This window comes from Geminicoccus sp., assembly GCF_035556675.1.
Classification (GTDB): domain Bacteria; phylum Pseudomonadota; class Alphaproteobacteria; order Geminicoccales; family Geminicoccaceae; genus Geminicoccus.
Map to the genome: position 1 here is coordinate 1 of NZ_DATMFZ010000346.1, position 24,069 is coordinate 24,069.

Annotated in this window: 20 protein-coding genes; 14 read left to right on the top strand and 6 right to left on the bottom strand. The window is 68.6% G+C overall.

Annotated elements, in window-relative coordinates; translation table 11 throughout:
- The 4 genes from VNS22_RS24115 to VNS22_RS24130 form a co-directional block, all read left to right on the top strand.
- On the top strand, positions 1-313 hold a 313-nt coding region (locus tag VNS22_RS24115), incomplete at its 5' end, for a 5-formyltetrahydrofolate cyclo-ligase (RefSeq protein ID WP_325737048.1).
- A gap of 92 nt (positions 314-405) precedes the next feature.
- Positions 406-1,635, top strand: a complete 1,230-nt coding sequence (locus VNS22_RS24120) for a calcium-binding protein (RefSeq protein WP_325737050.1) — start codon at positions 406-408, stop codon at positions 1,633-1,635.
- Between the two features lie 274 nt (positions 1,636-1,909).
- A complete protein-coding gene (locus VNS22_RS24125; protein WP_325737052.1) occupies positions 1,910-4,564 on the top strand; it encodes a glycosyltransferase family 39 protein in 2,655 nt (884 codons plus the stop codon).
- Positions 4,565-5,048: 484 nt separating this feature from the next.
- On the top strand, positions 5,049-7,346 hold the full coding sequence (locus VNS22_RS24130; RefSeq protein WP_325737054.1) for a molybdopterin-dependent oxidoreductase: 2,298 nt from the start codon (positions 5,049-5,051) through the stop codon (positions 7,344-7,346).
- Here the strand turns inward: VNS22_RS24130 and VNS22_RS24135 are convergent.
- The 3 genes from VNS22_RS24135 to VNS22_RS24145 form a co-directional block, all read right to left on the bottom strand.
- The gene (locus VNS22_RS24135; protein ID WP_325737056.1) at positions 7,330-7,929 is read right to left on the bottom strand and encodes a lipocalin family protein; all 600 of its coding nucleotides are present in this window, start codon (positions 7,927-7,929) and stop codon (positions 7,330-7,332) included. The genes VNS22_RS24130 and VNS22_RS24135 overlap by 17 nt on opposite strands.
- Before the next feature lie 78 nt (positions 7,930-8,007).
- Entirely contained in the window at positions 8,008-8,964 is a 957-nt protein-coding gene (locus VNS22_RS24140; RefSeq protein WP_325737058.1) for an HNH endonuclease, read from the bottom strand.
- 5 nt (positions 8,965-8,969) lie between these two features.
- Positions 8,970-9,995, bottom strand: coding sequence for a serine hydrolase (locus VNS22_RS24145; RefSeq protein ID WP_325737060.1), 1,026 nt, complete (start codon positions 9,993-9,995; stop codon positions 8,970-8,972).
- Between the two features lie 138 nt (positions 9,996-10,133).
- Between VNS22_RS24145 and VNS22_RS24150 the strand changes: the two genes are divergently transcribed.
- Positions 10,134-11,168, top strand: coding sequence for a metal-dependent hydrolase (locus VNS22_RS24150; RefSeq protein WP_325737062.1), 1,035 nt, complete (start codon positions 10,134-10,136; stop codon positions 11,166-11,168).
- A 27-nt stretch (positions 11,169-11,195) separates the two neighbouring features.
- Here VNS22_RS24150 and VNS22_RS24155 read toward each other — a convergent pair whose 3' ends face one another.
- Positions 11,196-12,194: a zinc-dependent alcohol dehydrogenase family protein gene (locus tag VNS22_RS24155; RefSeq protein WP_325737063.1), complete on the bottom strand. Its 999-nt coding sequence runs from the start codon at positions 12,192-12,194 to the stop codon at positions 11,196-11,198.
- Between the two features lie 69 nt (positions 12,195-12,263).
- The gene (locus tag VNS22_RS24160) at positions 12,264-12,977 is read right to left on the bottom strand and encodes a GntR family transcriptional regulator (protein WP_325737065.1); all 714 of its coding nucleotides are present in this window, start codon (positions 12,975-12,977) and stop codon (positions 12,264-12,266) included.
- A 166-nt stretch (positions 12,978-13,143) separates the two neighbouring features.
- On the opposite strand from VNS22_RS24160, the gene VNS22_RS24165 reads away from it, so the two are divergent.
- From VNS22_RS24165 to VNS22_RS24205, 9 genes are read left to right on the top strand one after another with little or no spacing between them, the layout of a single operon-like run.
- Positions 13,144-14,175 carry a zinc-dependent alcohol dehydrogenase gene (locus tag VNS22_RS24165; protein ID WP_325737067.1) on the top strand — a complete coding sequence of 344 codons (1,032 nt, stop codon included), beginning with the start codon at positions 13,144-13,146 and terminating at the stop codon, positions 14,173-14,175.
- A gap of 56 nt (positions 14,176-14,231) precedes the next feature.
- The gene (locus VNS22_RS24170; RefSeq protein ID WP_325737069.1) at positions 14,232-15,449 is read left to right on the top strand and encodes an ABC transporter substrate-binding protein; all 1,218 of its coding nucleotides are present in this window, start codon (positions 14,232-14,234) and stop codon (positions 15,447-15,449) included.
- Positions 15,450-15,477: 28 nt separating this feature from the next.
- Positions 15,478-16,353, top strand: coding sequence for a branched-chain amino acid ABC transporter permease (locus VNS22_RS24175; RefSeq protein ID WP_325737071.1), 876 nt, complete (start codon positions 15,478-15,480; stop codon positions 16,351-16,353).
- Positions 16,354-16,363: 10 nt separating this feature from the next.
- A complete protein-coding gene (locus tag VNS22_RS24180) occupies positions 16,364-18,175 on the top strand; it encodes a branched-chain amino acid ABC transporter ATP-binding protein/permease (protein WP_325737073.1) in 1,812 nt (603 codons plus the stop codon).
- The gene (locus VNS22_RS24185; RefSeq protein WP_325737075.1) at positions 18,162-18,866 is read left to right on the top strand and encodes an ABC transporter ATP-binding protein; all 705 of its coding nucleotides are present in this window, start codon (positions 18,162-18,164) and stop codon (positions 18,864-18,866) included. The genes VNS22_RS24180 and VNS22_RS24185 overlap by 14 nt, the downstream gene beginning before the upstream one ends.
- A gap of 9 nt (positions 18,867-18,875) precedes the next feature.
- Positions 18,876-19,664, top strand: a complete 789-nt coding sequence (gene fabG, locus VNS22_RS24190; protein ID WP_325737077.1) for a 3-oxoacyl-ACP reductase FabG — start codon at positions 18,876-18,878, stop codon at positions 19,662-19,664.
- Positions 19,665-19,681: 17 nt separating this feature from the next.
- On the top strand, positions 19,682-21,421 hold the full coding sequence (locus tag VNS22_RS24195) for an acetolactate synthase catalytic subunit (protein WP_325737079.1): 1,740 nt from the start codon (positions 19,682-19,684) through the stop codon (positions 21,419-21,421).
- Positions 21,422-21,447: 26 nt separating this feature from the next.
- A complete protein-coding gene (locus VNS22_RS24200) occupies positions 21,448-22,659 on the top strand; it encodes an ABC transporter substrate-binding protein (RefSeq protein WP_325737081.1) in 1,212 nt (403 codons plus the stop codon).
- A gap of 54 nt (positions 22,660-22,713) precedes the next feature.
- Positions 22,714-23,283 carry a 2,4'-dihydroxyacetophenone dioxygenase family protein gene (locus VNS22_RS24205; protein WP_325737083.1) on the top strand — a complete coding sequence of 190 codons (570 nt, stop codon included), beginning with the start codon at positions 22,714-22,716 and terminating at the stop codon, positions 23,281-23,283.
- Positions 23,284-23,299: 16 nt separating this feature from the next.
- On the opposite strand, the gene VNS22_RS24210 is transcribed toward VNS22_RS24205, so the two are convergent.
- The gene (locus VNS22_RS24210; protein ID WP_325737085.1) at positions 23,300-24,031 is read right to left on the bottom strand and encodes a hypothetical protein; all 732 of its coding nucleotides are present in this window, start codon (positions 24,029-24,031) and stop codon (positions 23,300-23,302) included.
- Between the last annotated feature and the right edge of the window lie 38 nt (positions 24,032-24,069).

The following is a 24,069-nucleotide window of genomic DNA, read 5'->3' on the forward strand; positions in this document are numbered from 1 at the left end:
CGCGCCGCTCCAGTTCCGCGCCTGGCGCCCGGGCTGCCGGATGGAGCGCGGCATCTGGAACATCCCGGTCCCGGCCGATGGCGAGGCCGTGACCCCCGACCTGGTGCTGGCGCCGGTGGTGGGCTTCGACCCCGACTGCTACCGCCTAGGCTATGGCGGCGGCTATTTCGACCGCACCCTGGCCACCTTGAGCAGCTACCAGGCCATCGGCATCGGCTACGCGCTGCAGGCCATCCCCACCATCCGCCCGCAGCCCCACGACATTCCGATGCAGCTGGTCGTCACCGAGGCCGGCGTCACCCGCCGTCCTTGACCTGTCTTCCGCAGAAGATCAGCATGCCATGATCGGTCGACATCAAGTCGTTCCGGTAATGGCTGCAGATCTTTCCGGCGGAGGCTGGACGGATGGTGAAATTGATCGGCACCAGCGGCAATGATCGCCTGATCGGAACGGCAGGCCGCGACACGATCGATGCCCTGGGTGGCAACGACACCATCTTCAGCGGGTCCGGCAACGACTTGCTCTATGGCAGATCCGGCAACGACCGGATCTTCGGCCAGAGTGGCACCGACCTCGTCAGTGGCGGTTCCGGCGATGACCGGATCGAGGGCGGCAACGACCGCGACCGGCTCTGGGGCGACCCCGGCAACGACACGATCCTGGGCGGCACCGGCAACGACGAGCTTTATGGCGGCTCCGGCAACGACCTCCTGCGTGGCGAGGCCGGCAACGACCGGATCTCCGGCGATACCGGCACCGACCTGATCAGCGGCGGCGACGGCCATGACACGGCCACCGGCGGCAACGACCGCGACCGGATCTGGGGCGACCTCGGCAACGACACCCTGTCCGGCCAGGCCGGCAACGACGACCTCTATGGCGGCCTCGGCGACGACCGGCTGGATGGCGGCAGCGGCAACGACTTGATCCTGCCGGGCGGCGGCGTCGAGCAGGTGGCGGGCGGCTCCGGCAACGACCGCATCGAGATGCCGGACGAGCTGGAACCGGAGATCCACGGAAGGATGATCCTGGCCGCAGGCTCGGGCAACGACGTCGGCATCGGCGGCATCGACGGCGACCGGATGGACGGCGAGGCCGGCAACGACCAGCTGATCGGCGGCTTCGGCAACGACCAGCTCCAGGGCGGCTCTGATAACGACCAGATCTGGGGCGACGACGATGACGACCGGCTCCAGGGCGGCTCGGGCGACGACACGCTCCATGGCGGGGCCGGCGCCGACACCCTGACCGGCAATGCCGGCCAGGACCTGTTCGCCTTCGATCTGACCGACATCGACGGCCTGTTCGACCTTCCCGGGATGCACGACCTGCACTTGGAAGACGTCGTCACCGACTTCACAAGCGGCGAGGACCGGCTCCAGTTCAGCGTCTCGGTCTATTACGGCATCGACGGCAGCGAGTTCGACGCCACCCTCACCTTCGCCCAGCTCGATTCCGACAAGAGCGGCAGCATCACCGCCGCCGACCAGGCCGTCTCCGTCACCGCCTTCACCCTGAACGGCGTCACCCGCCAGTCCATGGTGATCGACGCCGGCCAGTTCGGCTGGCCCGCCGACGGCACCGTCACCCTGTTCGGCGTCACCAGCCTGGGGAAGGCGGACCTGCTGGAGTGAGCAGCGGCCAGGGGGACGGACTCATGCTGTTCTCCAGCCTGCTTGCACCCCCTCTGGCTGCCATACGCACCTGCGGCGCGGGCCAGCTGGCCGAGCAGCATGGCGTCGGCGGAGAGGATCGTCAGGGAACCCGATTGGCTGGGCCAGTCCGGAGATGACGGACGCGCGCATGCTTGCGCCTGTCAGCCTGTTGTCAGATGTTGCGACAATAATGCGACAGCAACCCGCCAGATCGGCGGTGCCGTATCCGAAGTCTTAAAGGTGCTGTCGCTTCATGTTCATCTCGACCGTGCATCAAACACTTGTTTCCGTTGTTGTGCCGACCCTCGACGAGATCGATAACATCGACGTGATTTTATCTTCGATTATTACGGAAACTGGTCCCGACACCATCCTGGAGATCATCGTCGCCGATGGCGGGTCGACCGATGGGACGGTCGACCGCGTCCGGGCCTGGGAAGGCGAGGCGCCCGTCCGCCTCGTGGTGGAAGGCGGCAGCAGGGGACTGGCTGGCGATGTCCTGGCCGCGGCGAGGCACGCCGCAGGCGACATCGTCGTGGTCATGGACGCAGATCTGAGCCACCCGCCGCGGCGGATCCGGGATCTGGTCCGACCCATTCTCGACGGCACGAGCGACATGGTGGTCGGCAGCCGCTACGTGCCGGGCGGTGCGACGCCCGACTGGCCGTGGCCGCGCCGCCTGCTCTCCCGTGCCGGCGGCGCCCTGGCCTGGCCCCTGACCGAGCTGAAGGATCCGATGTCGGGCTTCTTCGCCGTGCGCAAGGACCGGCTCCTGGCGGTGGAGCCGGAAGCCGCCGGCTTCAAGATCGGCCTGGAGGTCATCGCCAGTGGCGGTGACGACTTCCGGCTCACCGAGGTCCCGATCGTCTTCCGCGACCGGGTCCGCGGCGAATCGAAGATCGGCTGGGGGCAGATGCTGGCCTACGCCCGCCGCCTGCTGGCGCTGATGGGCGGGGCCGTTTCGCTCGGCAACGCCACCCGTTTCGCCGGGGTCGGCCTGATCGGGCTCGGTGTCGATCTCCTGATCTTTCAGATCCTGTTCGCATATGGGCTGGGCCTGACGGCGTCTCATATCGGGGGCTTCGCCGTTGCCACGATCTCCAACTACCTCCTGAATTCCCGCTGGGCCTTCGCCCAGGCGGATGCGCGCCGGGAACCGGACTGGGGGCGGTACACCCGCTACCTGACCGTCTGCCTGCTGGCATTCGCGCTGCGTGGCGGCGTCCTCGCCGGTGCGGTCGAGCTGTTCGGCTGGCCGCCTCAGATCGCCATCCTCTTCGGCGTCGGCGCAGCCGCGATCGTCAACTATCTGGGCAGCGCGTTCTTCGTCTGGCCCTGCCTGGGCCCGCGCGTGACGCCGGCCACCCGATGGCGCATGGCGGCCATCGGCGTGCTGGCATATGTCCTGGTCCTGCGGCTGGTCTTCCTGGGCCTTGCGGACCTGCTGCCGGAGGAAGCCTACTACTGGAACTACGCCCAGCATCTCGACATCGGCTATCTCGATCATCCGCCGATGGTCGCCTGGCTGATCTGGCTGGGGACGCGCCTGTTCGGCGACACCGAGCTGGGCGTGCGCCTGGGCGCCTACCTTTCCTGGCTCGCGACCGCCTTCTTCGCCTTCCGGCTCGCCCGCGATCTCTTCGGCAAGTCGGCGGGGTTCGTCAGCGTTCTGCTCGTCTCGGTCCTGCCATTCTTCTTTGCCTCCGGCTTCCTGATGATGCCCGACGCGCCCCTTACCGCCGCCTGGGCGGGCGCGCTGTACTTCCTGGAGCGGGCGCTCGTCGGGGAACATCGCCGGGCATGGTGGGGTGTCGGGATCTGCGCCGGCCTCGGCATGCTGTCCAAGTACACGATCGCACTCCTGGGCCCGGCGACGCTGGTCTTCCTCCTGTTCGACCGCCGCGCGCGGCACTGGCTGCTGCGGCCCGAGCCCTATCTGGCAATCGCCGCCGCCGTGCTGCTGTTCTCGCCCGTGATCGTGTGGAACGCGGCCCATGACTGGGCATCCTTCGCGTTTCAGAGCACCCGGCGCCTCCAGGGTTCGTCCGGGTTCTCGCTGCCGGCCCTGATCGCCGCCGCAGCACTCCTGCTCACACCGTTCGGGCTGGTAGCCGCAGTGACGGCTCTCCTGTCGAAGAGCCAACTGAAGCCCACGCCAGCCGCACCGCATGCCGCCCGCCGATCGCTCTTCATCCTGATCTACACGCTCGTCCCGCTGTCCGTGTTTGTCGCGTTCAGCCTCCTCCATCCGGTCAAGCTGAACTGGACCGGGCCTGTCTGGCTCGCGCTGCTGCCGGCGATCTCCGCGGCCATCGTGGCCACCGCCGGCAGGGCATCCAGGGCCGACCGCCTCATGCGGCGGCTATGGGTCCCGACGATCGCGAGCACGCTCGTGATCTATGGCCTCGGCCTGCACTACCTCGTCCTGGGTTTTCCCGGAGTCGGCTATGTCGGCCGCCTCACCACGCTGCCGGTGGCCTGGGAGGAGTTCGGTCATGCCGCAGAACTGATCGAACGGGATGTCGAGGCGGCGACCGGCCAGGAGCCGGTGCTCGTCGGAATGGACACCTACTTCCTGGCAAGCCAGCTCGCCTTCTACGACCGCGAGGACCATGACGGCATCTGGAACTCGGTCGGGCGCGGCGTGCTCGGCGAGAGCAGCCTGATGTATGATTACTGGTTCGAGCCGGACGCGATGCGCGGCAAGAATGCGATCCTGTTCGCCCTGAAGCGCAGCCAGCTCGAGACGAACTCGCTCGACGATCACTTCGGGCGGCTGAGCGGGATCGTGGCGCGAGATGTCGTCAAGAACGGCGAGCCTGCCGGCCAATTTTTCTATCGCATCGGCTACGATATTAAGCTGCCGGAATCGGCAACCCAGCTGGCTTCTCGCAAACCTATTGGCTGAATCAACCAGTTGTTTCGCCCGATCCATTCATACTTCTGAATACTGATCAATGTCTTACCTTGGACGGCAGAACATCGATCGGGCAGGCGTCCTCAGGAAGGGCGCCTCCACAGCCACATTGATTGCACCGGACTCGCCGGTGATTCTTTTCGGAAACTGTATGGTTTCCGTTCTGGAGACTGGAACATGTCAGCTTGGCCAGTCCCGCACCACGCAAACAACGGCAACCCTTCTCCTGTGCGTCGCCAGTTGGCCTGACTCATGCTATGCTGCCCGTTCTGGCTCTGATGCCACCGGGGAACGGCCTTGTGCATGCGAATTTGCACAAACGAACCCGAGCGGCCGAATAGCCATTTTATTTCAAGTAGTTAATAGAAGTTGAACCCGCCTGTGCCTATCGGGCGCCGCACGACCCCCGTGACGGCCGGGCCGATCCCGTCGATGATCCCGCCCATCCAGCGTCAGCCTGCCCGGAGCCCCTGTCTTGCGTCGTAGCGGCCGCTTCACCCATTGCGCCCATTGGGGTGCCTTCTATGCCGTGGTCGAGGACGGCCGGCTGGTCGATGCCCTGCCGTTCGAGGGCGACCCCACGCCCTCGCCGATCCTGTCCAACCTGCCGGAAGCGGTGCAGGGCCCGGCGCGGGTGCGCCAGCCCATGGTGCGCGAGGACTGGCTGAAACGGCGCGGCGCCTCACGCGAGACCCGCGGCACTGGGCGGTTCGTGCCGGTCGGCTGGGACCAGGCGCTGGACCTGGTGGCCGAGGAGCTGGCCCGGGTGCGCGCCGAGCACGGCCCCGCCTCGGTCTATTCCGGCTCCTATGGCTGGTCGTCGGCCGGCCGCTTCCACCACGCCAAGAGCCAGCTCCAGCGCTACATGAACCTGACCGGCGGCTCCACGGTCAGCATCCAGAACTACAGCTACGCTGCGGCGATCACCATCCTGCCCCATGTGGTTGGCAGCCTGGCGCCGGTGGGCGGGCCCTTGTCCAGTTGGGACGACCTCGCCGCGAACACGAAGCTGTTCGTCTGCTTCGGCGGCCTGCCGCTGAAGAACGCCCAGGTCGAGCCCGGCGGGATCGGCCACCATACCACCGAGAGCTGGGTGCGCCGGATGCGCGAGGCCGGGGTCGCATTCGTCAATATCGGCCCACACCGCGCCGACCTGCCGGAATGGACCGAGGCCGACTGGCTGCCGCTTCGGCCCAACACCGACACCGCCCTGATCCTGGCGCTCTGCCAGACCCTGGTAGCTGAGAACCGCCACGACCAGGGCTTCCTCGACCGCTACTGCGCCGGGGTCGACCGGTTCCTGGCCTATCTCGCCGGCGAGGGCGACGGCACCGCCAAGACCCCGGAATGGGCCGAGCCGATCACCGGCCTGCCGGCCGCCACGATTCGGGACCTCGCCCGCCGCATGGCCGGCACCCGCACCATGATTAATCTCGCCTGGGGCCTCCAGCGCGCCGACCATGGCGAGCAGCCCTATTGGGCGGCCGTGGCGCTGGCGGCGATGCTGGGCCAGATCGGCCTGCCCGGCGGCGGCTTCGCCTTCGGCTACAGCGCCATGGGCGGCAATGGCCAGAAGCGGCCCCTGAGCGGCCCGCCCACCCATTCACAAGGGCTCAACCCGATCGACAGCTGGATCCCGCTGGCGCGGATCTCCGACCTGCTGCTGAACCCGGGCGGCACCTACCAGTATGACGGCGAGACCCGTACCTATCCGGACACCCGCCTGGTCTACTGGTGCGGCGGCAACCCGTTCCACCACCACCAGGACCTGAACCGGCTGGTCCACGCCTTCCGCCAGCCCGAGACCGTGGTGGTCAACGAGAGCTACTGGACCGCCACCGCGCGCCATGCCGACATCGTGCTGCCGGCCACCACCACGCTAGAGCGCAACGACATCGGCGGCTCGCGCCAGGACGACTTCCTGATCGCGATGCAGCAGGCGATCGACCCGGTGGGCGAGGCCCGCTCCGACTTCGCGATCTTCACCGGTCTGGCCGAGCGCGCCGGGGTGGCCGAAGCCTTCACCGAGGGCCGGGGCGAGATGGACTGGCTGCGCCTGCTCTACGAGCGCGGCCGGACCCGCGACCGCAGCAACAGCCTGCCCGACTTCGACACGTTCTGGCAGGCCGGCCATGTGCGCCTGCCGGTACCGGACCAGCCCCACGTCCTGTTCGCCGACTTCCGCGCCGATCCGGACCGCCGGCCGCTCAAGACCCCGTCCGGGCGGATCGAGCTGTTCTCCGAGAAGATCGCCGGCTTCGGCTATCCGGACTGCCCGGGCCATCCGGCCTGGCTGGCGCCGGTCGAATGGCTGGGCAGCCCCAGGGCCGAGCGCTTCCCGCTCCACCTGCTCTCGCCCCAGCCGGCCGGCCGGCTCCATTCCCAGCTGGACGGCGCCGGCGCCAGCCGGAGGAGCAAGATCCAGGGCCGCGAGCCCGTGCGGATGGCACCTTCCGACGCGGCAGCCCGTGGCCTGAAGGACGGCGACATCGTGCGGATCTGGAACGAACGCGGCCAGGTCCTGGCCGGGGTGATCGTCACGGACGACCTGATCCCGGGCGTGGTCCAGCTCGCGACCGGCGCCTGGTACGACCCGCAGACCCCGTTCGGCCTGGACCTGCGCGGCAACGCCAACGTGCTGAGCCTGGACAAGGGCGCGTCCAGCCTGAGCCAGGCGCCGAGCGCCCAGAGCTGCCTGGTCGAGATCGAGCGCTGGACCGGAGCCTTGCCGGAGCTCGGCCCGGACCGGCCGCCCGTCAGCCGGGCGGCGTGAGCTCAGGGGATGTCAGGTCGGGCGGCGTGGTCTCGGCGGGCGGCTGGGCGACCAGCCGGATCCGCCCCGGGTCGTAGCCCAGCTCCTCCGCCCGGGCCAGCAGCTCGTCCATGAGGTGCTGGTCCGGCACCGGCTCCCGGCTCAGGATCCAGAAATACTCCCGCTCCGGCTCGCCGACGAGCGCCCAGCTATAGTCGACCGCCCGGTCCAGCACCCAGTAGTCGCCGGAGAACGGCCAGAAGAAGGTCACCTTGAGCTTCGCCCCGCGGGAGCCCGGCACCATCTCGGCCGTTCCCTCGGCGGTCTCGACCTCGCCGTCCACCGCCCCCTTGCGGCAGGTGTTGACCACCTTGACCTTGCCGTCCGGCTGGAGGCTGTAGTCGGCGGTCACGCCCTCGCAGTCGGTCTCGAACTCGTTCTCGTAGCGCGCCACCTCGTACCAGCGGCCCAGATAGCGCCCGATCTCCACCTCGCGCGCCGGCTCCGGCACGCTGCTCTCCACCGCCTCCTCACGCTGCAGCGGCGCACATCCGAGGAGCATCAGCCCCATGAGCAGCCCGGCCGCGTGCCGTCCCTTGATCATCCTGCTTGTCCCCCACCTGGCATCGTCCGAAGCGGCCGTGTCGCGCCTGGGTTCCACAGCAGCAGGACTGGCGGATGGTCAGCCCTTGAAGACCTGCTGTCGATGCCATTCGAGAAAGGCCGGATGCGGCCATTGCCGTGGATCGCACGGCAGGCGGATGCGCCGGTCCGGCCGGAACCAGCGCAGGGCCGCCTCGGGCACGCCACTCCTGGCGACCAGGATGGAGTGATCCGGCGCGATCGAGACGAGCCCGCGGTCGAACATCCAGTGCACGGTTCCGCTCAGCGCAATCCCGTTGCGCACCGAGTCCGGACCTTGCGCGGCGACCGGCCGGATATGCGCCGCCTCTGCCTCGGTGCGGCCGCCGCCATTGACGATCCGCAGATCGGTGAAGGCGCAGGTCTCCGCGTAGGCCGTCTGCACGCTCTTGGCGAACACCCGGTCGCGGAACAGGCGGTTGGTGAGCTGCTCCACCACCGGCCGCTGAAACAGAGCGGGCGGCTCCTCCAGCCCCCGATATCCTGGCTCTGCGGGCGCCCCCGCGATCAGCAGGTCGGCACCGAAGCCCGCCGCCACGATCGCCTCGTACTCCACCTCGGGCAGCGCCCGCACCGCCCGGCCGAACGCCCCCTTGCTGGTGGCCCCATCGGCCCGGACCAGGAACCGCTCGCGGTACTGCCCACCCTCGCGGAACGGCACCGGGTTCGGGAAGGGGATGTAGTCCTGGATTGCGGCATAGAAGTGATCCGGCCGTTGCGGATCCGGACGGATATCGACCACGCGTGCGGTCGCCACATAGGCCTGCCGGCCGCGATAGCCGTCATTCTCCGATCCGCCCCGCCGCGGTTCATAGTAGACGATGAAGTCGCCGACCGCTTCCTCGACCTGCCGCCGGTAGGTCGCCGGAAAATGGTATCGTTCTTCGGGAAGATCGTCGTAGATCGAGCCGAGCTTGTGGGTGAATACCGCCTTCACCTGATCTGCTTCCTCCTGGATCAGCGGATAGGGCTGACCAGGCAGTGAAGCAAGCCGCACTTATCTCATTCCCCGATCCCTGCCGCCGTAGGCAGGATCAGCTCGCCCAGCAGATCGTGCAGCGCATCGACATGGCCATCGCCCCGCGGCCGGGGGCTCGGGTCGGAGGTCATCACCACGGTCAGCGCCAGGTCCGGCACCACGAACAGCATCTGCCCGCCATAGCCCCAGGCGAACCGGACGGGATGGCCTTTGACCTCGCGGCTGAACCAGCCATAGCCGTAGCCGTCGCCGGTCCAGTTGGAGATCGTGCGCTCCTGCCAGGATTCGGCCACCCAGCCCACCGGCAGGACCCGTGTCTCGCCGACCATGCCGTCGTTGCGGTAGAGCTCGCCGAACGCCAGCAGGGCGCGCGGCGAGAGCGCCATGTTGTTGCCGCCCAGATAGATGCCCTGCGGGTCGCGGTCCCAGGCCGGGATGGTGATGTCGAGCGGCCGGCCCAGCCAGGCGCGCGCCAGGCTCAGCGTGCTCTCGCCACTGGCCATGGTGAGCGCTGCGGACAGGAGATGCGAGGTGCCGGTGGAATAGACCATCCAGCCGCCGGGCTCGGTCTCGAACGGCCGGGTCAGGATATGGCGGACCCAGTTCCGGCTGTTCACCCAGGCGCCGTAATTGGCCCCCGAGGTCGAGGCGAGCCCGGCCTGCATCGAGAGCAGGTGGCCGATCGTGATCTCCCCTACCCGCGGGTCGGCCTCGGCCGGGACCAGGTCGCTCAGCACGTCGGCCAGCTTCTGCCCGGTACCCTGGAGCACGCCCTTGCCGATCGCGATCCCGGCCAATGCTGTCAGCACCGCCTTGGACACCGACTTGACGTTGACCGGCCGGTCCAGCGCCGGTCCGCGCAGGCGCTCCGCCAGCACGACCTCCCCCGCCTTCGCCACGATCAGCGCATGCAGGCGCGGGATCGCTTCCGCCCGCTGGCGAATCGCATTGCCGGCCAGTCCCGGCGGCGGCAGTGCCCGGCCCGGGCGGGCGAAGCCCAGGGCCGGCGGCAGCAGCGCCAGGAGTGTCCGGCGGGGAGTCAGGAGCATCCGGGTCCTCTTGAAGAGCAGGCTACCGGAACAATCTTGACGGCCCCACCGGCGTGATCAACCGCGAGCCCGTCAGCCCACTAGGCGCAGCCCCGCCGGCCTCGCTATCACCATGCCGGCCAAGCAGAAGGAGCCTGGATGGACACGGTCACGCAGATGCTGTTCGGCGCCACGGTGGCGCAGGCCGGCTTCCGCCGCCGGCTCGGCCGCAAGGCCATGGTGGCCGGCGCCCTGCTCGGCATGGTCCCGGACCTGGACGTGGTGGTGGGCTGGGTCGCCGGCCCATTCGCCAACTGGCAGTATCATCGCAGCCTGACCCACTCGCTCCTGTTCGGCCCGCTGGTCGGTCCCCTGTTCGGCTGGCTGTTCTGGCGCCTGCACCGGGCGATGGTCCAGGAGCGGCCGGACGTGGCGAACCGCGACACGCTGCGCGCCTGGATCTGGCTGTCGATCCTGGCCCTGATCACCCATCCGCTCATCGACCTGTTCACCAGCTACGGCACCCAGCTGCTCTGGCCGTTCAGCACGTACCGGTTCGCGATCAACGCGATGCCGATCATCGACCCGCTCTATTCGCTGGTCCTGGTGGTGGCCCTCCTGTTCGGCTCCCTGCGCGCCCGGCCGGCCCTGGCCCAGGACGTGGCCGGGGCAGCGCTGCTGTTCATCGGCGTCTATTCCTGCATGGGCTGGGCGATCAACGACCGGGTCCAGCAGATCGCCGCGGAGCAGTTCGACGGCCCCGCCGAGATCGACGCCTACCCGCTCCTGTTCCAGCCCTACTACCGCCGGGTGGTGGCGCTCACCCCCGAAGCCGCCCATGTCGGCTACTACTCGGTGCTCAACCCCAAGCCGATCACGTGGCAGACCTTCCCGCAAGAACGTTCCACCGCCACTAACGCCGTGGCCGCCACCGAGCAGGCCGTCCTGTTCCGCTGGTTCGCCATGGACAAGCTGCTCTGGCGGGAGGAGTCGGACGGCAACGGCGGCAGGCTCGTGGAGGCCACCGACCTGCGCTACGGCCTGCAGGGCAATGCGGACATCGGCTTCTGGGGCATCCGTGCCAGGGTCGGCCCGGGCCAGGAGGTGCAGGGTCCGGTCGAGGTGTTCGCCATTCCCCGCGATTCCTCGCGCGCGGCCTTCCGCCGGTTCTGGGCCGAGCTGACCGGCTGGTGACCCGCCCCGACCTGGCACCATGAACGCCTAGGCAGCGGCGTCGTACTGGACCTTCATCGTGCCGGTCTTCAGCGGATGGGCGAGCTGCCGGGCGATCTCGGCCAGCGGGAGGCGATGCGAGACCAGCGCCTCCGCTTTACTCCCCAGCCCCTGCAGCACCTCCAGTGCGTCCGGCAGGTTGAAGCAGAGCGAGTGGCTGCCGATCAGGGTCAGCTCGCGGCGGAAGATCTCGTAGGGACTGAACGCAGCGCGGGCCGCCGGCGGGCAGACGCCGAAGATCAGGATGGTCGCGCCATCGCGGGCGAATGCCGGCATCCGGGCACAGACCTCGGCCACACCGGTGCAGTCCACCACCAGGTCGAAGCCGTCGCCGAGCGCAGCCGGCTGGACGCTGGCCCCGTCCGCCGTGGCCGCCGCACCCAGAGCCTCGGCCTGGCGCAGCCGGGTCGGCTCCAGGTCGACCATCGTGACGTCGGTAACACCCCGCGCCTGCAGGCCCAGCATCATCATCAGCCCGATCGGCCCGGCCCCAAACATCAGGGCACGCATGCCGGGCTCGACCTTGGCCCGGTCGACGCCGTGCATCACGCAGGCGAACGGCTCGGCCAGCGCCGCGACATGGAAGGGCAGGTCACCGATCGGGTGGACGTTCTTCGCCGCGACCGCCATCAGTGGGGCGAAGCCGCCATCGCGCGTGGCGCCATAGCCCTGCAGGTCAGCGCACAGGCTGGGCCTCCCGGCCCGGCAGGCCCGGCAGGTGCCGCACGGCAGGAGCGGATCGACCGCGACCCGGGTACCCGCCAGGCTGCCCGGCACCCCCTCGCCCACCGCCACCACCGTGCCCGCGATCTCGTGGCCGGGGATCACCGGGAAGGCGCACATGTAGCGGCCATGCAGGATGTCGATGTCGGTGTGGCACACGCCGGTATTGGCCACCTGCACGATCACGCAGCCCGGCCCGGGCTCCGGATCGGGGACCTCGGTGACCTGCGCATCACCGATCTGCCTGAACAGCAGCGCTTCCATGCCTGCCGCCTCCCTTGTCGTTTGCTGAATCGTTTCACCAACGCCCTTGGAAGCAAGCCGCGGCCTCCGTCAAGGCGGCGTCGCTTCGTCCACATAGCGCAGCAGTCCGCTGCCGCCCTCGATGATGTCCTGGCGCATCGCCGCCCGCGCCGCCTCGGGATCGCGCCGGTGCAGCGCCTCGATGATCCGCACATGCGGATGGGGGTCCCACTCCATCACCCCGTCGTCATAGAGATGCGAGAGGATCGGCCCGCAGCGCAGCCAGAGCGTGGTCACGAACTGGAAGAGGATCGGCAGCCGGCCCATGGCGCACAGTTCCAGGTGGAACCGCTCGTTCAACTCCACCGCGCGCTGGAAGCGCTCCTCGGCCAGGGCCGCGGGGATGCCGGCGTGGATCTCCTCCAGCCGGGCGATCTCCGCCGGATCGGCGATCTCCGCGGCGCGCGCAGCCGACTTCCCCTCCAGCTCGGCACGCAGGTCGCGCACTTCCTGGAGCCGCGCGCGGTCCAGCCGCGGCACCACGGCGGTGCCGCGCTCGTCCAGTTCCAGGGCCTGCTCCGAGACCAGCCGAAGCAGCGCCTCGCGGACCGGGGTGGCGCTCAGCCCCAGTTCCGCCGAGAGCGGCCGGAGCTGCAGCTTCTGGCCCGGCCGCAGGCGGCTGCGCATCAGCGCGCTGCGGATCTCCTGGTAGGCGCGATCGCTCAGGCTTTCCTTGGTGATGCGGGAGAAGCCGGTGCCGCTGGGCTCCCCCGGTTCATCCGCGGCCTGCGGCCGGCTTGACATCCAACCGCCTCCCATGCAGTCATTTGTTATAACAAACTACAGATAACACCTTAAGGGAGGTAATGAGCCGTGACAAGAACAGCCACCAGTCCCGTCTGACTGCCGTGCACCATGTTCGGCCGCCCATGGCGCGGCCCGCCCGATCGATGATCTTCCAGGATCGATGATGCTTGCACTGAAGAAGACCGAAGCCGCCTTCGGGCTGCACCTCCAGGACGTGGCGCCACCGGCCGAGCCCGGTCCGGGCGAGGTGACCGTCGAGGTCAGGGCGGTGGGCATCTGCGGTTCGGACATCCACGCCTATGAGTGGACGGCCGGCTACGAATTCATGGTCCCGCACCTGCCGCTCACGCTGGGCCACGAGTTCGCCGGGCGGGTCGCCAGGCTGGGGCCGGACGTCACGAACCTGGCAGAAGGCGACCTGGTCACCGTGTGGCCGACTGTCGGCTGTGGCACCTGCCGGGCCTGCCGGTCCGGCCGCCGCCAGGACTGCCAGGAGCGCCGGATCATCGGCCTGCACCAGGACGGCGGCTACGCCCGCGAGGTGACCGTGCCCGCCGCCAGCTGCATCCGCCTGCCCGACGGCCTGGACCTGCACCTGGCCGCAATGGCCGAGCCGCTCTGCGTCGGCCAGAACGCGGTCGACGTCGCCGCGATCGAGCCCGGTGACGCCGTGCTGGTGCTGGGTCCGGGACCGATCGGCCTGGGCATCGCCTGGCTGGCCCGGCAGCAGGGTGCCGATCCGGTGATCCTGGCCGGCTATGACGACCCGCTGCGGCTGGACTGCGGCCGCCGGATGGGCCTGCAGCACCTGGTCGACCTGAAGCAGGAGAAGCTGGCGGATGCGGTCATGCGCATCGCCGGCCGTCCGGTCGACCGAGTGATCGAGGCGACCGGGGCGATCCGCTCGATCCATGACGGTCTGGCCGTGCTGCGTTCCAGCGGCATCCTGGTGGTGGCCGGCATCCACTCCGAGCCGCTGCAGATCGACCTGACCCGGCTGGTCCGGGACAAGAAGCAGCTCCGCACCGCGCACGACACGCATGCCGCGGCCTGGCCGCGCGTGCTGGACCATCTGGCCCGCCATGGCGACCAGCTCGGCCAGATGATCTCGCATCGCCTGCCGCTCTCCGCGGCACTGGAAGGCTTCGAGCTCGCCCGGCGCAAGGAAGCGATCAAGGTGATCCTCGAGCCGTAGGCCGTCCAACCGCAAGTACTGCCGTCGCATCGACCAACGATCTGGGAAGCGAGGAAATGGCGCTACGAATCCGGCCCGCACTGGGCATCGTCGCCGGCTTGGCACTGGGGCTGCTGGCCGGCACTGCGCAGGCTGACGTCAAGCTCGGCGCCCTGTTCCCGTTCAGCGGCGAGCTGGCCCTGCTGGGCGACGAGAGTTGGCGCGGCGTCGAGCTGGCCGCCGAGGAGTTCAACGCCAAGGGCGGCATCAACGGCGAGAAGGTCCAGTTCCTGCGCGGCGATGCGGTCGACAACAACCAGGCGATCGCGGAAGCCCGCCGGCTGATCTCGGTGGAGGAGGTCAAGGCGATCTTCGGCACCTATTCCTCGTCGCGCTCGCAGGTGGCGAGCCAGGTCGCCGAGCTCGCCGGCATCCCCTATTTCGAGCTGGGTGCGGTCTCCGACGACATCACCGGCCGCGGCTTCCAGTATCTGTTCCGCACCAACCCGACGGCCAAGGCCATGGCCGTGCGGACCGTGGAGCTCATCACTGATGTGATCGCCCCGCGCCTGGAGGTGGAGCCGTCCGCGCTGAAGATCGCGATCATCCACGAGGACAGCCTCTACGGCACCACGGTCGCGGGCTTCCAGAACGAGTTCGGCGCGAAGGCGAACCTGAACATCGTCGAGACCCTGGCCTATCCCGCCAGCACGGTCGACCTGTCCTCCACCATCCTGCGCCTGCAGCAGAACGAGATCGATGTCGTCCTGCAGACCTCCTACCAGAACGACAGCGTGCTGTTCTTCCGCCAGGCCCACGAGGCGGGCTTCAAGCCCAAGGCGGTGATCGGCGGTGGTGGCGGCTATTCCCTGGTCGACACGGCACAGGCGGTGGGCACCGAGATCATCGACGGCGCCTTCAACGCCGACGTCACCCAGTATGCGGTGAACCCGGCCGCGGCGCCCGGCATCGAGGACTTCGTCGCCGCCTATCAGGAGAAGTACGGCAGCGCGCCGCGCTCCGGCCACAGCCTGCTGCACTACACCGGCGCCAAGGTGCTCCTGGAAGCGCTCGCCAAGGCCGAATCGCTGGAGCCCGATGCGATTGTCGCGGCGGTGAAGGCCATCGACATTCCGGCAGGCGGCACGCCGGAAGGCTGGGGCGTGAAGTTCGGCGAGGACGGCCAGAACGAGCGGGCCACCATGATGGGCATGCAGTGGCAGGACGGCAAGCTCGTGACCGTGTGGCCGCCCGAGGCCGCCGTGGCTGAGGTCCGGCTGACCAAGTCCGAGTGAAGCCCGGCGCAGGAACAAGGCAACCGGCATGACCGTCTTCTGGCAGCTCGTCCTCAACGGCCTGATGCTGGGTGGCCTGTTCGCCATCATCAGCGTCGGCCTCACCCTGATCTTCGGCATCATCCGCCTGGTCAACTTCGCCCATGGCGAGCTCTTGATGGTCGGGATGTACGCGACCTTCCTGCTCACCACCCAGCTGGGCGTGCATCCCTATGCCCTGGCCCCGCCCGTGGTCCTGCTCCTGTTCGTGGTGGGCGTGCTGATCCAGCGCTTCATCCTGCAGCCGCTCCTGGAGGCGCGCGACCACCATGTGCAGATCTTCGCCACGGTCGGTCTATCCACGGCGCTGATCAACCTGGCGCTGCTCCTGTTCGGCGCCGACATCCACTCCACCCCCGGCTACGGCGCGCGCACGCCCCTGGCCTTCGGCCCGTTCCGCATCCTGACCGGCCATGTCGTGATGTTCGTGGCCGGCATCCTGGTGGTGGGCGGCCTGCACGTCTTCCTGCAGCGCACTTATCTGGGCCGCGCGATCCGGGCCACGGCGCAGCACCGCCACGCCGCCCAGCTCATGGGCATCGATATCAACAAGATCTACATCATCACCTTCGGCATCGGCGCTGCCTGCGTGGGCCTGGCCGCGACGCTGGTGGCGCCGATGTACCCGGTCTCGCCCACGGTCGGGACCTATTTCGTGCTGACCGCCTTCGTGGTGGTCGTGCTGGGCGGCATGGGCAGCCTGCACGGCGCCTTCATCGGCGCGCTGATCATCGGCCTCGTGGACAGTCTCAGCGGCTACTACATCGCCCCCGACCTGAAGGAAGTGGTGATCTTCGCGATCTTCCTGCTGATCCTCCTGGTCCGTCCGACCGGCCTGTTCGGTCTCGGCCGCGGCTCGGAATAGGAGTGCCACCATGAACGACAGCAAGCTCGCCGCCTTCGGCCTGGACAAGCGCAGCGCCATCCTGGTCGCCCTCCTGCTGGCCGCCATCCTGGCGATCCCGCTGGGCGTCCAGTCCGACTTCGTGTTCCACATCTTCATCACGATCTGCCTCTACGGCGCCCTGTCGACCGCCTGGAACATCGTGGGCGGCTACGCCGGCCAGCTCTCGCTGGGCCATGCGATCTTCTATGGCCTGGGCGCCTACACGGCCGGGCTGCTGGTGCCCTACGGCATCTCGCCCTGGTTCGGCATGTTCGCCGGTGCCGCCCTCTCGGCAGTCGTGGCCGTGCTGATCAGCGTGCCGTGCTTCCGCCTGCGCGGCCCGTTCTTCGCGTTGGCCACCATCGCCTTCCTGGAAGTCGTCTTCCAGCTGGCCCTGCACTTCAAGGGCATCACCGGCGGTGCGGTCGGCCTGATGGTCCCGCTGCAGGTCGGCTGGGAGTGGATGATCTTCCGCGAGCGCGAGCCCTCGCTGCTGATCGCGTTCGGCCTCCTGCTGCTCACCCTGCTGGTCGCGGGCTGGATCCGCCACAGCCGGTTCGGCTACTACCTGATTGCCACCCGCGAGCGCGAGCCGGCCGCCCAGGCCGCCGGCATCGACAGCCTGAGGGTGCGCCTCTGGGCGGTCGCGATCTCCGCAGCACTGACCTCGATGGTCGGCACCTTCCACGGCATGTATCTGACCTTCATCGAGCCGGAGGCGATGTTCTCGCTGACGCTCTCGATCCAGATCGCCATGTTCGCCCTGATCGGCGGCATCGGCACGGTGCTGGGTCCGCTGCTCGGCACGCTGCTGGTGGTCCCGCTCACCGAGCTCGCCCGCGGCTGGCTGGGCGCCTCGGCCATCGGCCTGCACGGCTTCATCTACGGCACCGTGCTGGTGCTGATCGTCCTGTTCATGCCGGACGGCCTGGTGGGCTTCTTCACCCGCAAGACCCATCCGCGCCCGGACGAGGCCGCCGCCCAGCCTGGCGCCCTGCAGGCCTCGGCCGCCGCCCTGGTCCACGATCCGGCCGAGCCCGTGGAGACCCGTGCCATCGGCGAGCCGATCCTGGTCGCCGAGAAGCTCAACAAGGCGTTCGGCGGCCTGCGCGTCGCCCAGGACCTCGACCTCACCGTCCAGCAGGGCGAGGTGCTGGGCATCATCGGCCCGAACGGTGCCGGCAAGACCACGCTGTTCAACATGCTCTCCGGCTTCCTGCCGCCGGATTCGGGCGTGGTGCGGGTGCGCGACCGCAACGGCCAGTGGGTCACGCCCACCTCGCCGCACGAGTACGCCCGGATCGGCGTCGGCCGCACCTTCCAGATCGTCCAGCCCTTCGCGGCGATGACCGTGCTGGAGAACATCATGGTGGGCGCCTTCCACCACCATGCCGGCCGCAAGGAGGCCCGCGAGAAGGCGCTGGAGGTCGCCGAGCGGATGGGCCTGTGGGCGCAGCGCGACATGGAGGCGCGCAACCTGACAATCGGCGGCCAGAAGCGCCTGGAGGTCGCCCGGGTGATGGCCACTGAGCCGCGCATCCTGCTGCTCGACGAGGTCATGGCCGGCCTGAACCAGACCGATGTCCGCCAAGCCATCACGCTGATCGAGAAGATCCGCGACGCCGGCGTCACCGTGATCGCGATCGAGCACGTCATGCAGGCGATCATGGCGCTGTCCGACCGCGTGGTCGTGCTCAACTCCGCGAGGCTGCTGGCCAACGGCAAGCCGGAGGACGTGGTGCGCGATCCGGCCGTGATCGAGGCCTATCTGGGAGAGGAGTTCGTCCATGCTGCGGCTTGAGCGCGTCTCTGCCGGCTATGGCCGCGTCACCATCCTCCACGGCATCTCGATCGAGGTGAACCAGGGCGAGGTCGTGACCATCGTCGGCGCCAACGGTGCCGGCAAGACCACCACGCTGCGCACCATCGCCGGCCTGGTCCGTCCGACCGAGGGCAGCATCACCTTCGACGGCAAGGACATCGGCCGGCTCCCCGCGCATGAGGTAGTCGATCTCGGCATCACCCTCATCCCCGAGGGCCGCCAGCTCTTCCCGCACATGACCGTGCGCGAGAACCTGCTGATGGGCGCCTACACGCCCCGCGCCCGCGCCGACGTCGGCCAGACGCTGGAGTTCGCCTTCTCGCTGTTCCCGCGGGTGAAGGAGAAGCTCGACCAGCATGCCGGCTCCCTGTCGGGTGGCGAACAGCAGATGGTCGCGATCGCCCGCGGCCTGATGGCCAAGCCCAGGCTGCTCCTGTTCGACGAGCCGTCGCTGGGCCTGGCGCCGATCATCGTCAAGCAGGTGTTCGAGACCATCGACAAGATCGTCGCCACCGGCGTGACCGTGCTGATCGTCGAGCAGAACGTGTTCCACACCCTCTCCATCGCGGATCGCGGCTACGTGCTGGAGAACGGCGAGATCACCATGACCGACACCGGCGCCGCCCTTCTGAAGAACGACCATGTCCGCCGGGCCTATCTCGGCATCTGAGGAGCCATGATGAGCGAAGACTTGCAAAAGCGCCCGAGTCACCAGGACCGGATCGTGCTGGTCACCGGGGCCGGCCAGGGCATCGGTGCCGCGATCGCCGAGGGCTTCGGCCGGCGCGCCGCGAAGGTGGCCGTGACCGATGTCGACCCTGCCCGCGCCGAAACGGTCGCCGAGCGGATCCGCGCAGCCGGCGGTCGGGCCGCCTCGGCCGCGTTCGACGTCGCCGACTACGATGCCCTGGCCGACGCCGTGGAGCGGCTCCAGGCGGAACTGGGCGGCACGTTCGACACGGTGATCAACAATGCCGGCATCTCGCCCAAGCACAACGGCAAGGCCCACCAGGTCTACGAGATGTCGCCGGACGAATGGCGCCGGGTGGTCGACGTCAACCTGACCGGCTGCTTCAACACGACCCGGCTGCTCACCCCGGCCATGAAGGACAAGGGCTTCGGCGTCCTGATCCACCAGTCCTCGATCGCCGGCAAGACCTACTCCAACGTGGTCGGCGCCCACTATGCCGCGACCAAGGCGGCGCTGATCGGCTTCACCAAGCACACCGCCGCCGAGCTCGGCCCCTTCGGCATCCGCGTCAACGCACTGGCGCCCGGCCGGATCGACACCCCGCTGATCCGCACCGTGCCGGACGAGATCAACCGGGTGCAGGTCGAGATGACCGCGCTGCGCCGGCTCGGCCGTCCCGACGAGGTCGCCGATCTCGCCCTCTACCTGACCTCGGACGAGGCCAGCTTCATCACCGGCCAGGTCGTCGACGTGGCCGGCGGACTCATGTTGACCTGAACCAGCAGGAACGCGCCATGCCCACCGAGGCCGCCCCCAGCCAGGGCCATTCCATCGCCAACATGTCCGGCGCCCACACCTTCGCCGCGGCGCTGAAGCGCCACGGTGTCGAGGTGATCTTCGGCCAGAGCATCCCGTCCGCCCTGTTCCTGGTGGCACCGGAGTTCGGCATCCGCCAGATCGGCTACCGCACCGAGAATGCCGGTGCCGCCATGGCCGACGCGTTCGCCCGGGTCTCGCACAAGGTGCCGGTGGTGACCGGGCAGAACGGCCCGGCCGCCACCCTGCTCGTCCCGGGCTTGGCCGAGGCCTACAAGGCCTCGATCCCCGTGGTCGCGATCGTCCAGGACGTCCATCGCCAGCAGACCGACAAGAACGCCTTCCAGGAACTGGACCATCTGGACCTGTTCAAGGGCGTGGCCAAGTGGATCCGCCGGGTCTCCGAGGCCGACCGGATCGACGACTATGTCGACATGGCGTTCACCGCCGCCGCGTCCGGCCGCCCCGGTCCGGCCGTGCTGATCGCCCCGGTCGACCTGTTCACCGACACGCCCAAGATCGGGTCGGGCAAGCGGATCGCCTCGCTCGGCACCTACCCGCTCGACCGCACCATGGCCGACCCGGCCGCAATCGCGGAGGCCGCCGCCGCCCTGGCCGCTGCCAGGGCGCCGCTCGTGATCGCTGGCGGCGGTGTGCATTCCTCGGATGCCACGGCCGAGCTCACCGCCCTGCAGGAACTGGGCTTCCCGGTCGCCACCACCGCCATGGGCAAGGGCACGGTCGCCGAGACCCACCCGCTCTCGGTGGGCCCGGTCGGCTATTTCATGGGCCTGCGCGGTCGCGCCCAGCATCTCCGCCCGCTGGTGGAGGAGGCCGATGTCGTGCTGCTGGTCGGCAACCGCACCAACCAGAACGGCACGGACAGCTGGCAGCTCTATCCGAAGAACGCCCGCTACATCCATCTGGACGTGGACAGCCAGGAAGTCGGCCGCAACTACGAGGCGATGCGCCTGGTAGGCGATGCCAAGCTGACCCTGCGCGCCCTGACCCATGCGCTGCAGAGCCAGGACTTGTCGCTGCGCCAGGAAGGCCGGGCCGCCCTGGAGCGGAAGATCGCCGCCGCACGCGAGACCTGGCAGGCCGACATCGCCCGCACCCTCGACCTGGACGCGGCACCGGTCCGGCCCGAGCGACTGATGCTCGACCTGGACCAGGTGCTCACCCCGGAATCGATCGTGGTGGCCGATGCCAGCTACGCCTCGATCTGGGTCGCCAACTACCTGACCGCGCGCAAGGCCGGCGCCCGCTTCATCACGCCCCGCGGCATCGCAGGCCTGGGCTGGGGCCTGCCGTTCGCGCTGGGTGCCAAGACTGCCCGGCCGGACGCCCCGGTGATCTGCCTCGCCGGTGATGGCGGTTTCGCCCATGTCTGGTCGGAGCTGGAGACCTCGCGGCGCATGAACCTGCCGATCGTGCTGATCGTGCTGAACAACCAGATCCTCGGCTACCAGAAGCATGCCGAGAAGGTGCTGTTCGACGGCTACAGCGATGTCTGCGACTTCCAGGCGGTCGACCACGCCATGATCGCCAAGGCCTGCGGCTGCCATGGCGTGCGCGTCGAGCGCCCGGACCAGTTCCTGCCGGCCCTGAAGGAGGCGCTGGCCGCCGATCGGACTACCGTGATCGACGTGGTCACTGACCAGAAGGCTTATCCGCCGATCACCATGTTCGAGGCCAACGAGCGCCTGGACTACTGACACATATTCAGATCAGGGAGGCGAACATGAACAACTGGAAGAACAGCACGGCCTTCGCCGCACTCGGGCTTGCCCTCCTGGCGGCCCAGCCGGCCTGGGCGGACGTCAAGTTCGGCGCGCTCTACCCGTTCAGCGGCGAGCTGGCGCTGCTCGGCGAGGAGAGCTTCCGCGGTCTGGAGCTGGCGGTCGAGGAGATGAACGCCAAGGGCGGGGTCCAGGGCGAGCAGATCGTGCTGGCCCGCGGCGATGCGGTCGACAACAACCAGGCGATCGGCGAGGCGCGCCGGCTGACATCCGTGGAGTCGGTGGCGGCGATCTTCGGCACCTACTCGTCCGGCCGCTCCATGGCGGCGAGCCAGGTCGCCGAACTGGCCGGCATCCCCTATTTCGAGCTGGGTGCGGTCACGGCCGACCTCACCAATCGCGGCTTCAAGTACCTGTTCCGCACCAACCCCACGGCGGTGCAGACCGGCGAGACCACCATCGACCTGGTGCGCGAGGTGGTGGCCCCGGCCCTGAACGTCGACCCCAAGGAGCTGAAGATAGCACTCCTCTACGAGGACAGCAGCTTCGGCGCCTCGGTCGGCAAGTACAAGCTAGAGGCGGCGCAGAAGCACGGCCTGAACGTCGTCCAGGAGCACGCCTACCCGGCCAGCACGGTCGACATGTCCTCGATCATCCTGGCGCTGCAGCAGGCCGAGGTCGACGTGGTCATCCAGACCTCGTACCTGAACGACACCGTCCTGTTCCTGCGCCAGGCGCACGAAGCCGGCTTCAAGCCCAAGGCGTTCGTGGGTGCCGGCGGCGGCTACTCGATGCAGCAGGCCGCGGATTCGGTGGGCCACGACCTGATCGACGGCGTGTTCGACGTCGACTTCCCGCAATACAAGATCAATCCCGAAGCCGCCCCCGGCATCGAGGCATTCGTCGAGGCCTATCAGAAGAAGTACAATCAGGCGCCGCGCTCCGGCCACTCGCTGGTCAACTATGCCGGCTCGCTTGCGATCCTGGAGGCGCTGGACAAGGCCGAAGGCTTCGAGCCCGACACGATCCGCGAGACGGTCGCCGCCATGGACGTGCCGGTCGGGCAGACCGCCACCGGCTACGGCGTCGAGTTCGACGAGAACGGCCAGAACACCCGCGCCTTCTACTACGGGATGCAGTGGCAGGACGGCCAGCTCGTGACGATCTATCCAAAGAACGCCGCGTTCGCCGAACCGCGCTTCCACAACCCCTGAGGCCAGCGGGCCGGGACGCTTCCCGGCCCCTCACCTTCCCTGGAGCCCTGCCCGATGTCGAATGCCGCCAGCCCGGCAACCCAGTCCGGCGAATCCACCAGCCGCCGCATGGACCCGAGCCGGATCGCGTACCAGCGTCCGCAGCCGGCCGGCATGGTCCCCGACATCTTCTTCGGCGGCGGCCTGTCGCTCGCCGAGGACGACCCGCACTGGGTGCCCCAGGCCAAGGACGTCTGGTTCAAGCCTTTGGTCCTGAACGTCACTCAGGGCTTCTACGTCAACATCCTGAAGGTCCAAAAAGCAGGTGTCCTGTCCCGCCACCGCCATTTCGGCCCGGTCCATGCCTTCACGCTGAAGGGCTCCTGGCACTATCTGGAGCATGACTGGGTGGCTAGCGAAGGCGACTACGTGTTCGAGCCCCCGGGCGAGACCCACACGCTGGTGGTGCCCGAGGATGCCGAGGGCATGATCACCCTGTTCCACGTCACCGGCGGCTATTCCTACGTCGACCCGCAGGGCGAGGCGCTGGGCTACGAGGACGTGTTCACCAAGCTGGAAGCGGCGCAGCGCCACTTCGAGGCCCAGGGCCTGGGCTCCGCCTATGTGGAGCAGTTCGTCCGCTGAGCCACAACGGGGCCGCTCAGGACGCGGCCCCGATCATGGCGACGTTCCAGCGCGCCAGCCTGGACCTGGCCTCGCCATCGAGATCGGCCGGTACCGGCCCATGGTTGCGGCGCCCCACCTGCTCATAGGCATAGGTCGCAGCATTGGGCGAGCCGAAGGTCAGGTAGATCGCCATGCGATCCTCCACCCGGCCGCCTAAGGCGCGCAACGCGCCGCGCACTGCCGCGAACCGGCTCTCCGGGTCGCCCTTCGTGATCCGGCCGCCGGCCATGAGCAGCCGGCGCAGGCTCTTGTCCCACCAGGATGGGAACTGGCCGGCATGGTCGATGCGTACGTCGAACATGATCACGTCGCCCGCCCGCACGCCCAGAGCTACCTCCTGCGTGACCTCGCCCAGCCGTCGGCGATGCGACCCGGGCCGGACCTTGAGCGCCTGCTTCGAATCCGCCGGCTGATCCTGGAGGTAGATCGCCGCCTTGCACACCCGCCAGCCGTTCGGCCGGTCCGCGTGCTCCTTCAGTTCGCCGTCCTGATCGATGTCCTTGTGCCAGCGGCTCAGGGTATTGATCTGCAGATCGCTCTCGCCAGTCAGCACGGGATCGTCCGGGCTGGTGCAGGCATGCAGAGCCCCCAGCAGCCGGTCGTTGATGACGATGTCGGCCAGTTCCGGCAGCTTGTGGATGCCGCGCCATTCGATCTTGCCGCCATGACGGTGGGTGCCGTTCTGGCGGAAATACCGATGCAGCAATTTCCGCGACGTCTCGATCTCCTGTCTGGACAACACGT

What these genes read in the sequence shown, in the direction of transcription:
- VNS22_RS24185 (WP_325737075.1), top strand. Translation starts at nt 18,162, where the DNA reads ATGCTGCGGCTTGAGCGCGTCTCTGCCGGCTATGGCCGCGTCACCATC.
- VNS22_RS24170 (WP_325737069.1), top strand. Translation starts at nt 14,232, where the DNA reads ATGGCGCTACGAATCCGGCCCGCACTGGGCATCGTCGCCGGCTTGGCA.
- VNS22_RS24165 (WP_325737067.1), top strand. Translation starts at nt 13,144, where the DNA reads ATGCTTGCACTGAAGAAGACCGAAGCCGCCTTCGGGCTGCACCTCCAG.
- VNS22_RS24145 (WP_325737060.1), bottom strand. Translation starts at nt 9,995, where the DNA reads ATGCTCCTGACTCCCCGCCGGACACTCCTGGCGCTGCTGCCGCCGGCC.
- fabG (WP_325737077.1), top strand. Translation starts at nt 18,876, where the DNA reads ATGAGCGAAGACTTGCAAAAGCGCCCGAGTCACCAGGACCGGATCGTG.
- VNS22_RS24195 (WP_325737079.1), top strand. Translation starts at nt 19,682, where the DNA reads ATGCCCACCGAGGCCGCCCCCAGCCAGGGCCATTCCATCGCCAACATG.
- VNS22_RS24200 (WP_325737081.1), top strand. Translation starts at nt 21,448, where the DNA reads ATGAACAACTGGAAGAACAGCACGGCCTTCGCCGCACTCGGGCTTGCC.
- VNS22_RS24150 (WP_325737062.1), top strand. Translation starts at nt 10,134, where the DNA reads ATGGACACGGTCACGCAGATGCTGTTCGGCGCCACGGTGGCGCAGGCC.
- VNS22_RS24205 (WP_325737083.1), top strand. Translation starts at nt 22,714, where the DNA reads ATGTCGAATGCCGCCAGCCCGGCAACCCAGTCCGGCGAATCCACCAGC.
- VNS22_RS24175 (WP_325737071.1), top strand. Translation starts at nt 15,478, where the DNA reads ATGACCGTCTTCTGGCAGCTCGTCCTCAACGGCCTGATGCTGGGTGGC.
- VNS22_RS24120 (WP_325737050.1), top strand. Translation starts at nt 406, where the DNA reads ATGGTGAAATTGATCGGCACCAGCGGCAATGATCGCCTGATCGGAACG.
- VNS22_RS24155 (WP_325737063.1), bottom strand. Translation starts at nt 12,194, where the DNA reads ATGGAAGCGCTGCTGTTCAGGCAGATCGGTGATGCGCAGGTCACCGAG.
- VNS22_RS24135 (WP_325737056.1), bottom strand. Translation starts at nt 7,929, where the DNA reads ATGATCAAGGGACGGCACGCGGCCGGGCTGCTCATGGGGCTGATGCTC.
- VNS22_RS24125 (WP_325737052.1), top strand. Translation starts at nt 1,910, where the DNA reads ATGTTCATCTCGACCGTGCATCAAACACTTGTTTCCGTTGTTGTGCCG.
- VNS22_RS24180 (WP_325737073.1), top strand. Translation starts at nt 16,364, where the DNA reads ATGAACGACAGCAAGCTCGCCGCCTTCGGCCTGGACAAGCGCAGCGCC.
- VNS22_RS24160 (WP_325737065.1), bottom strand. Translation starts at nt 12,977, where the DNA reads ATGTCAAGCCGGCCGCAGGCCGCGGATGAACCGGGGGAGCCCAGCGGC.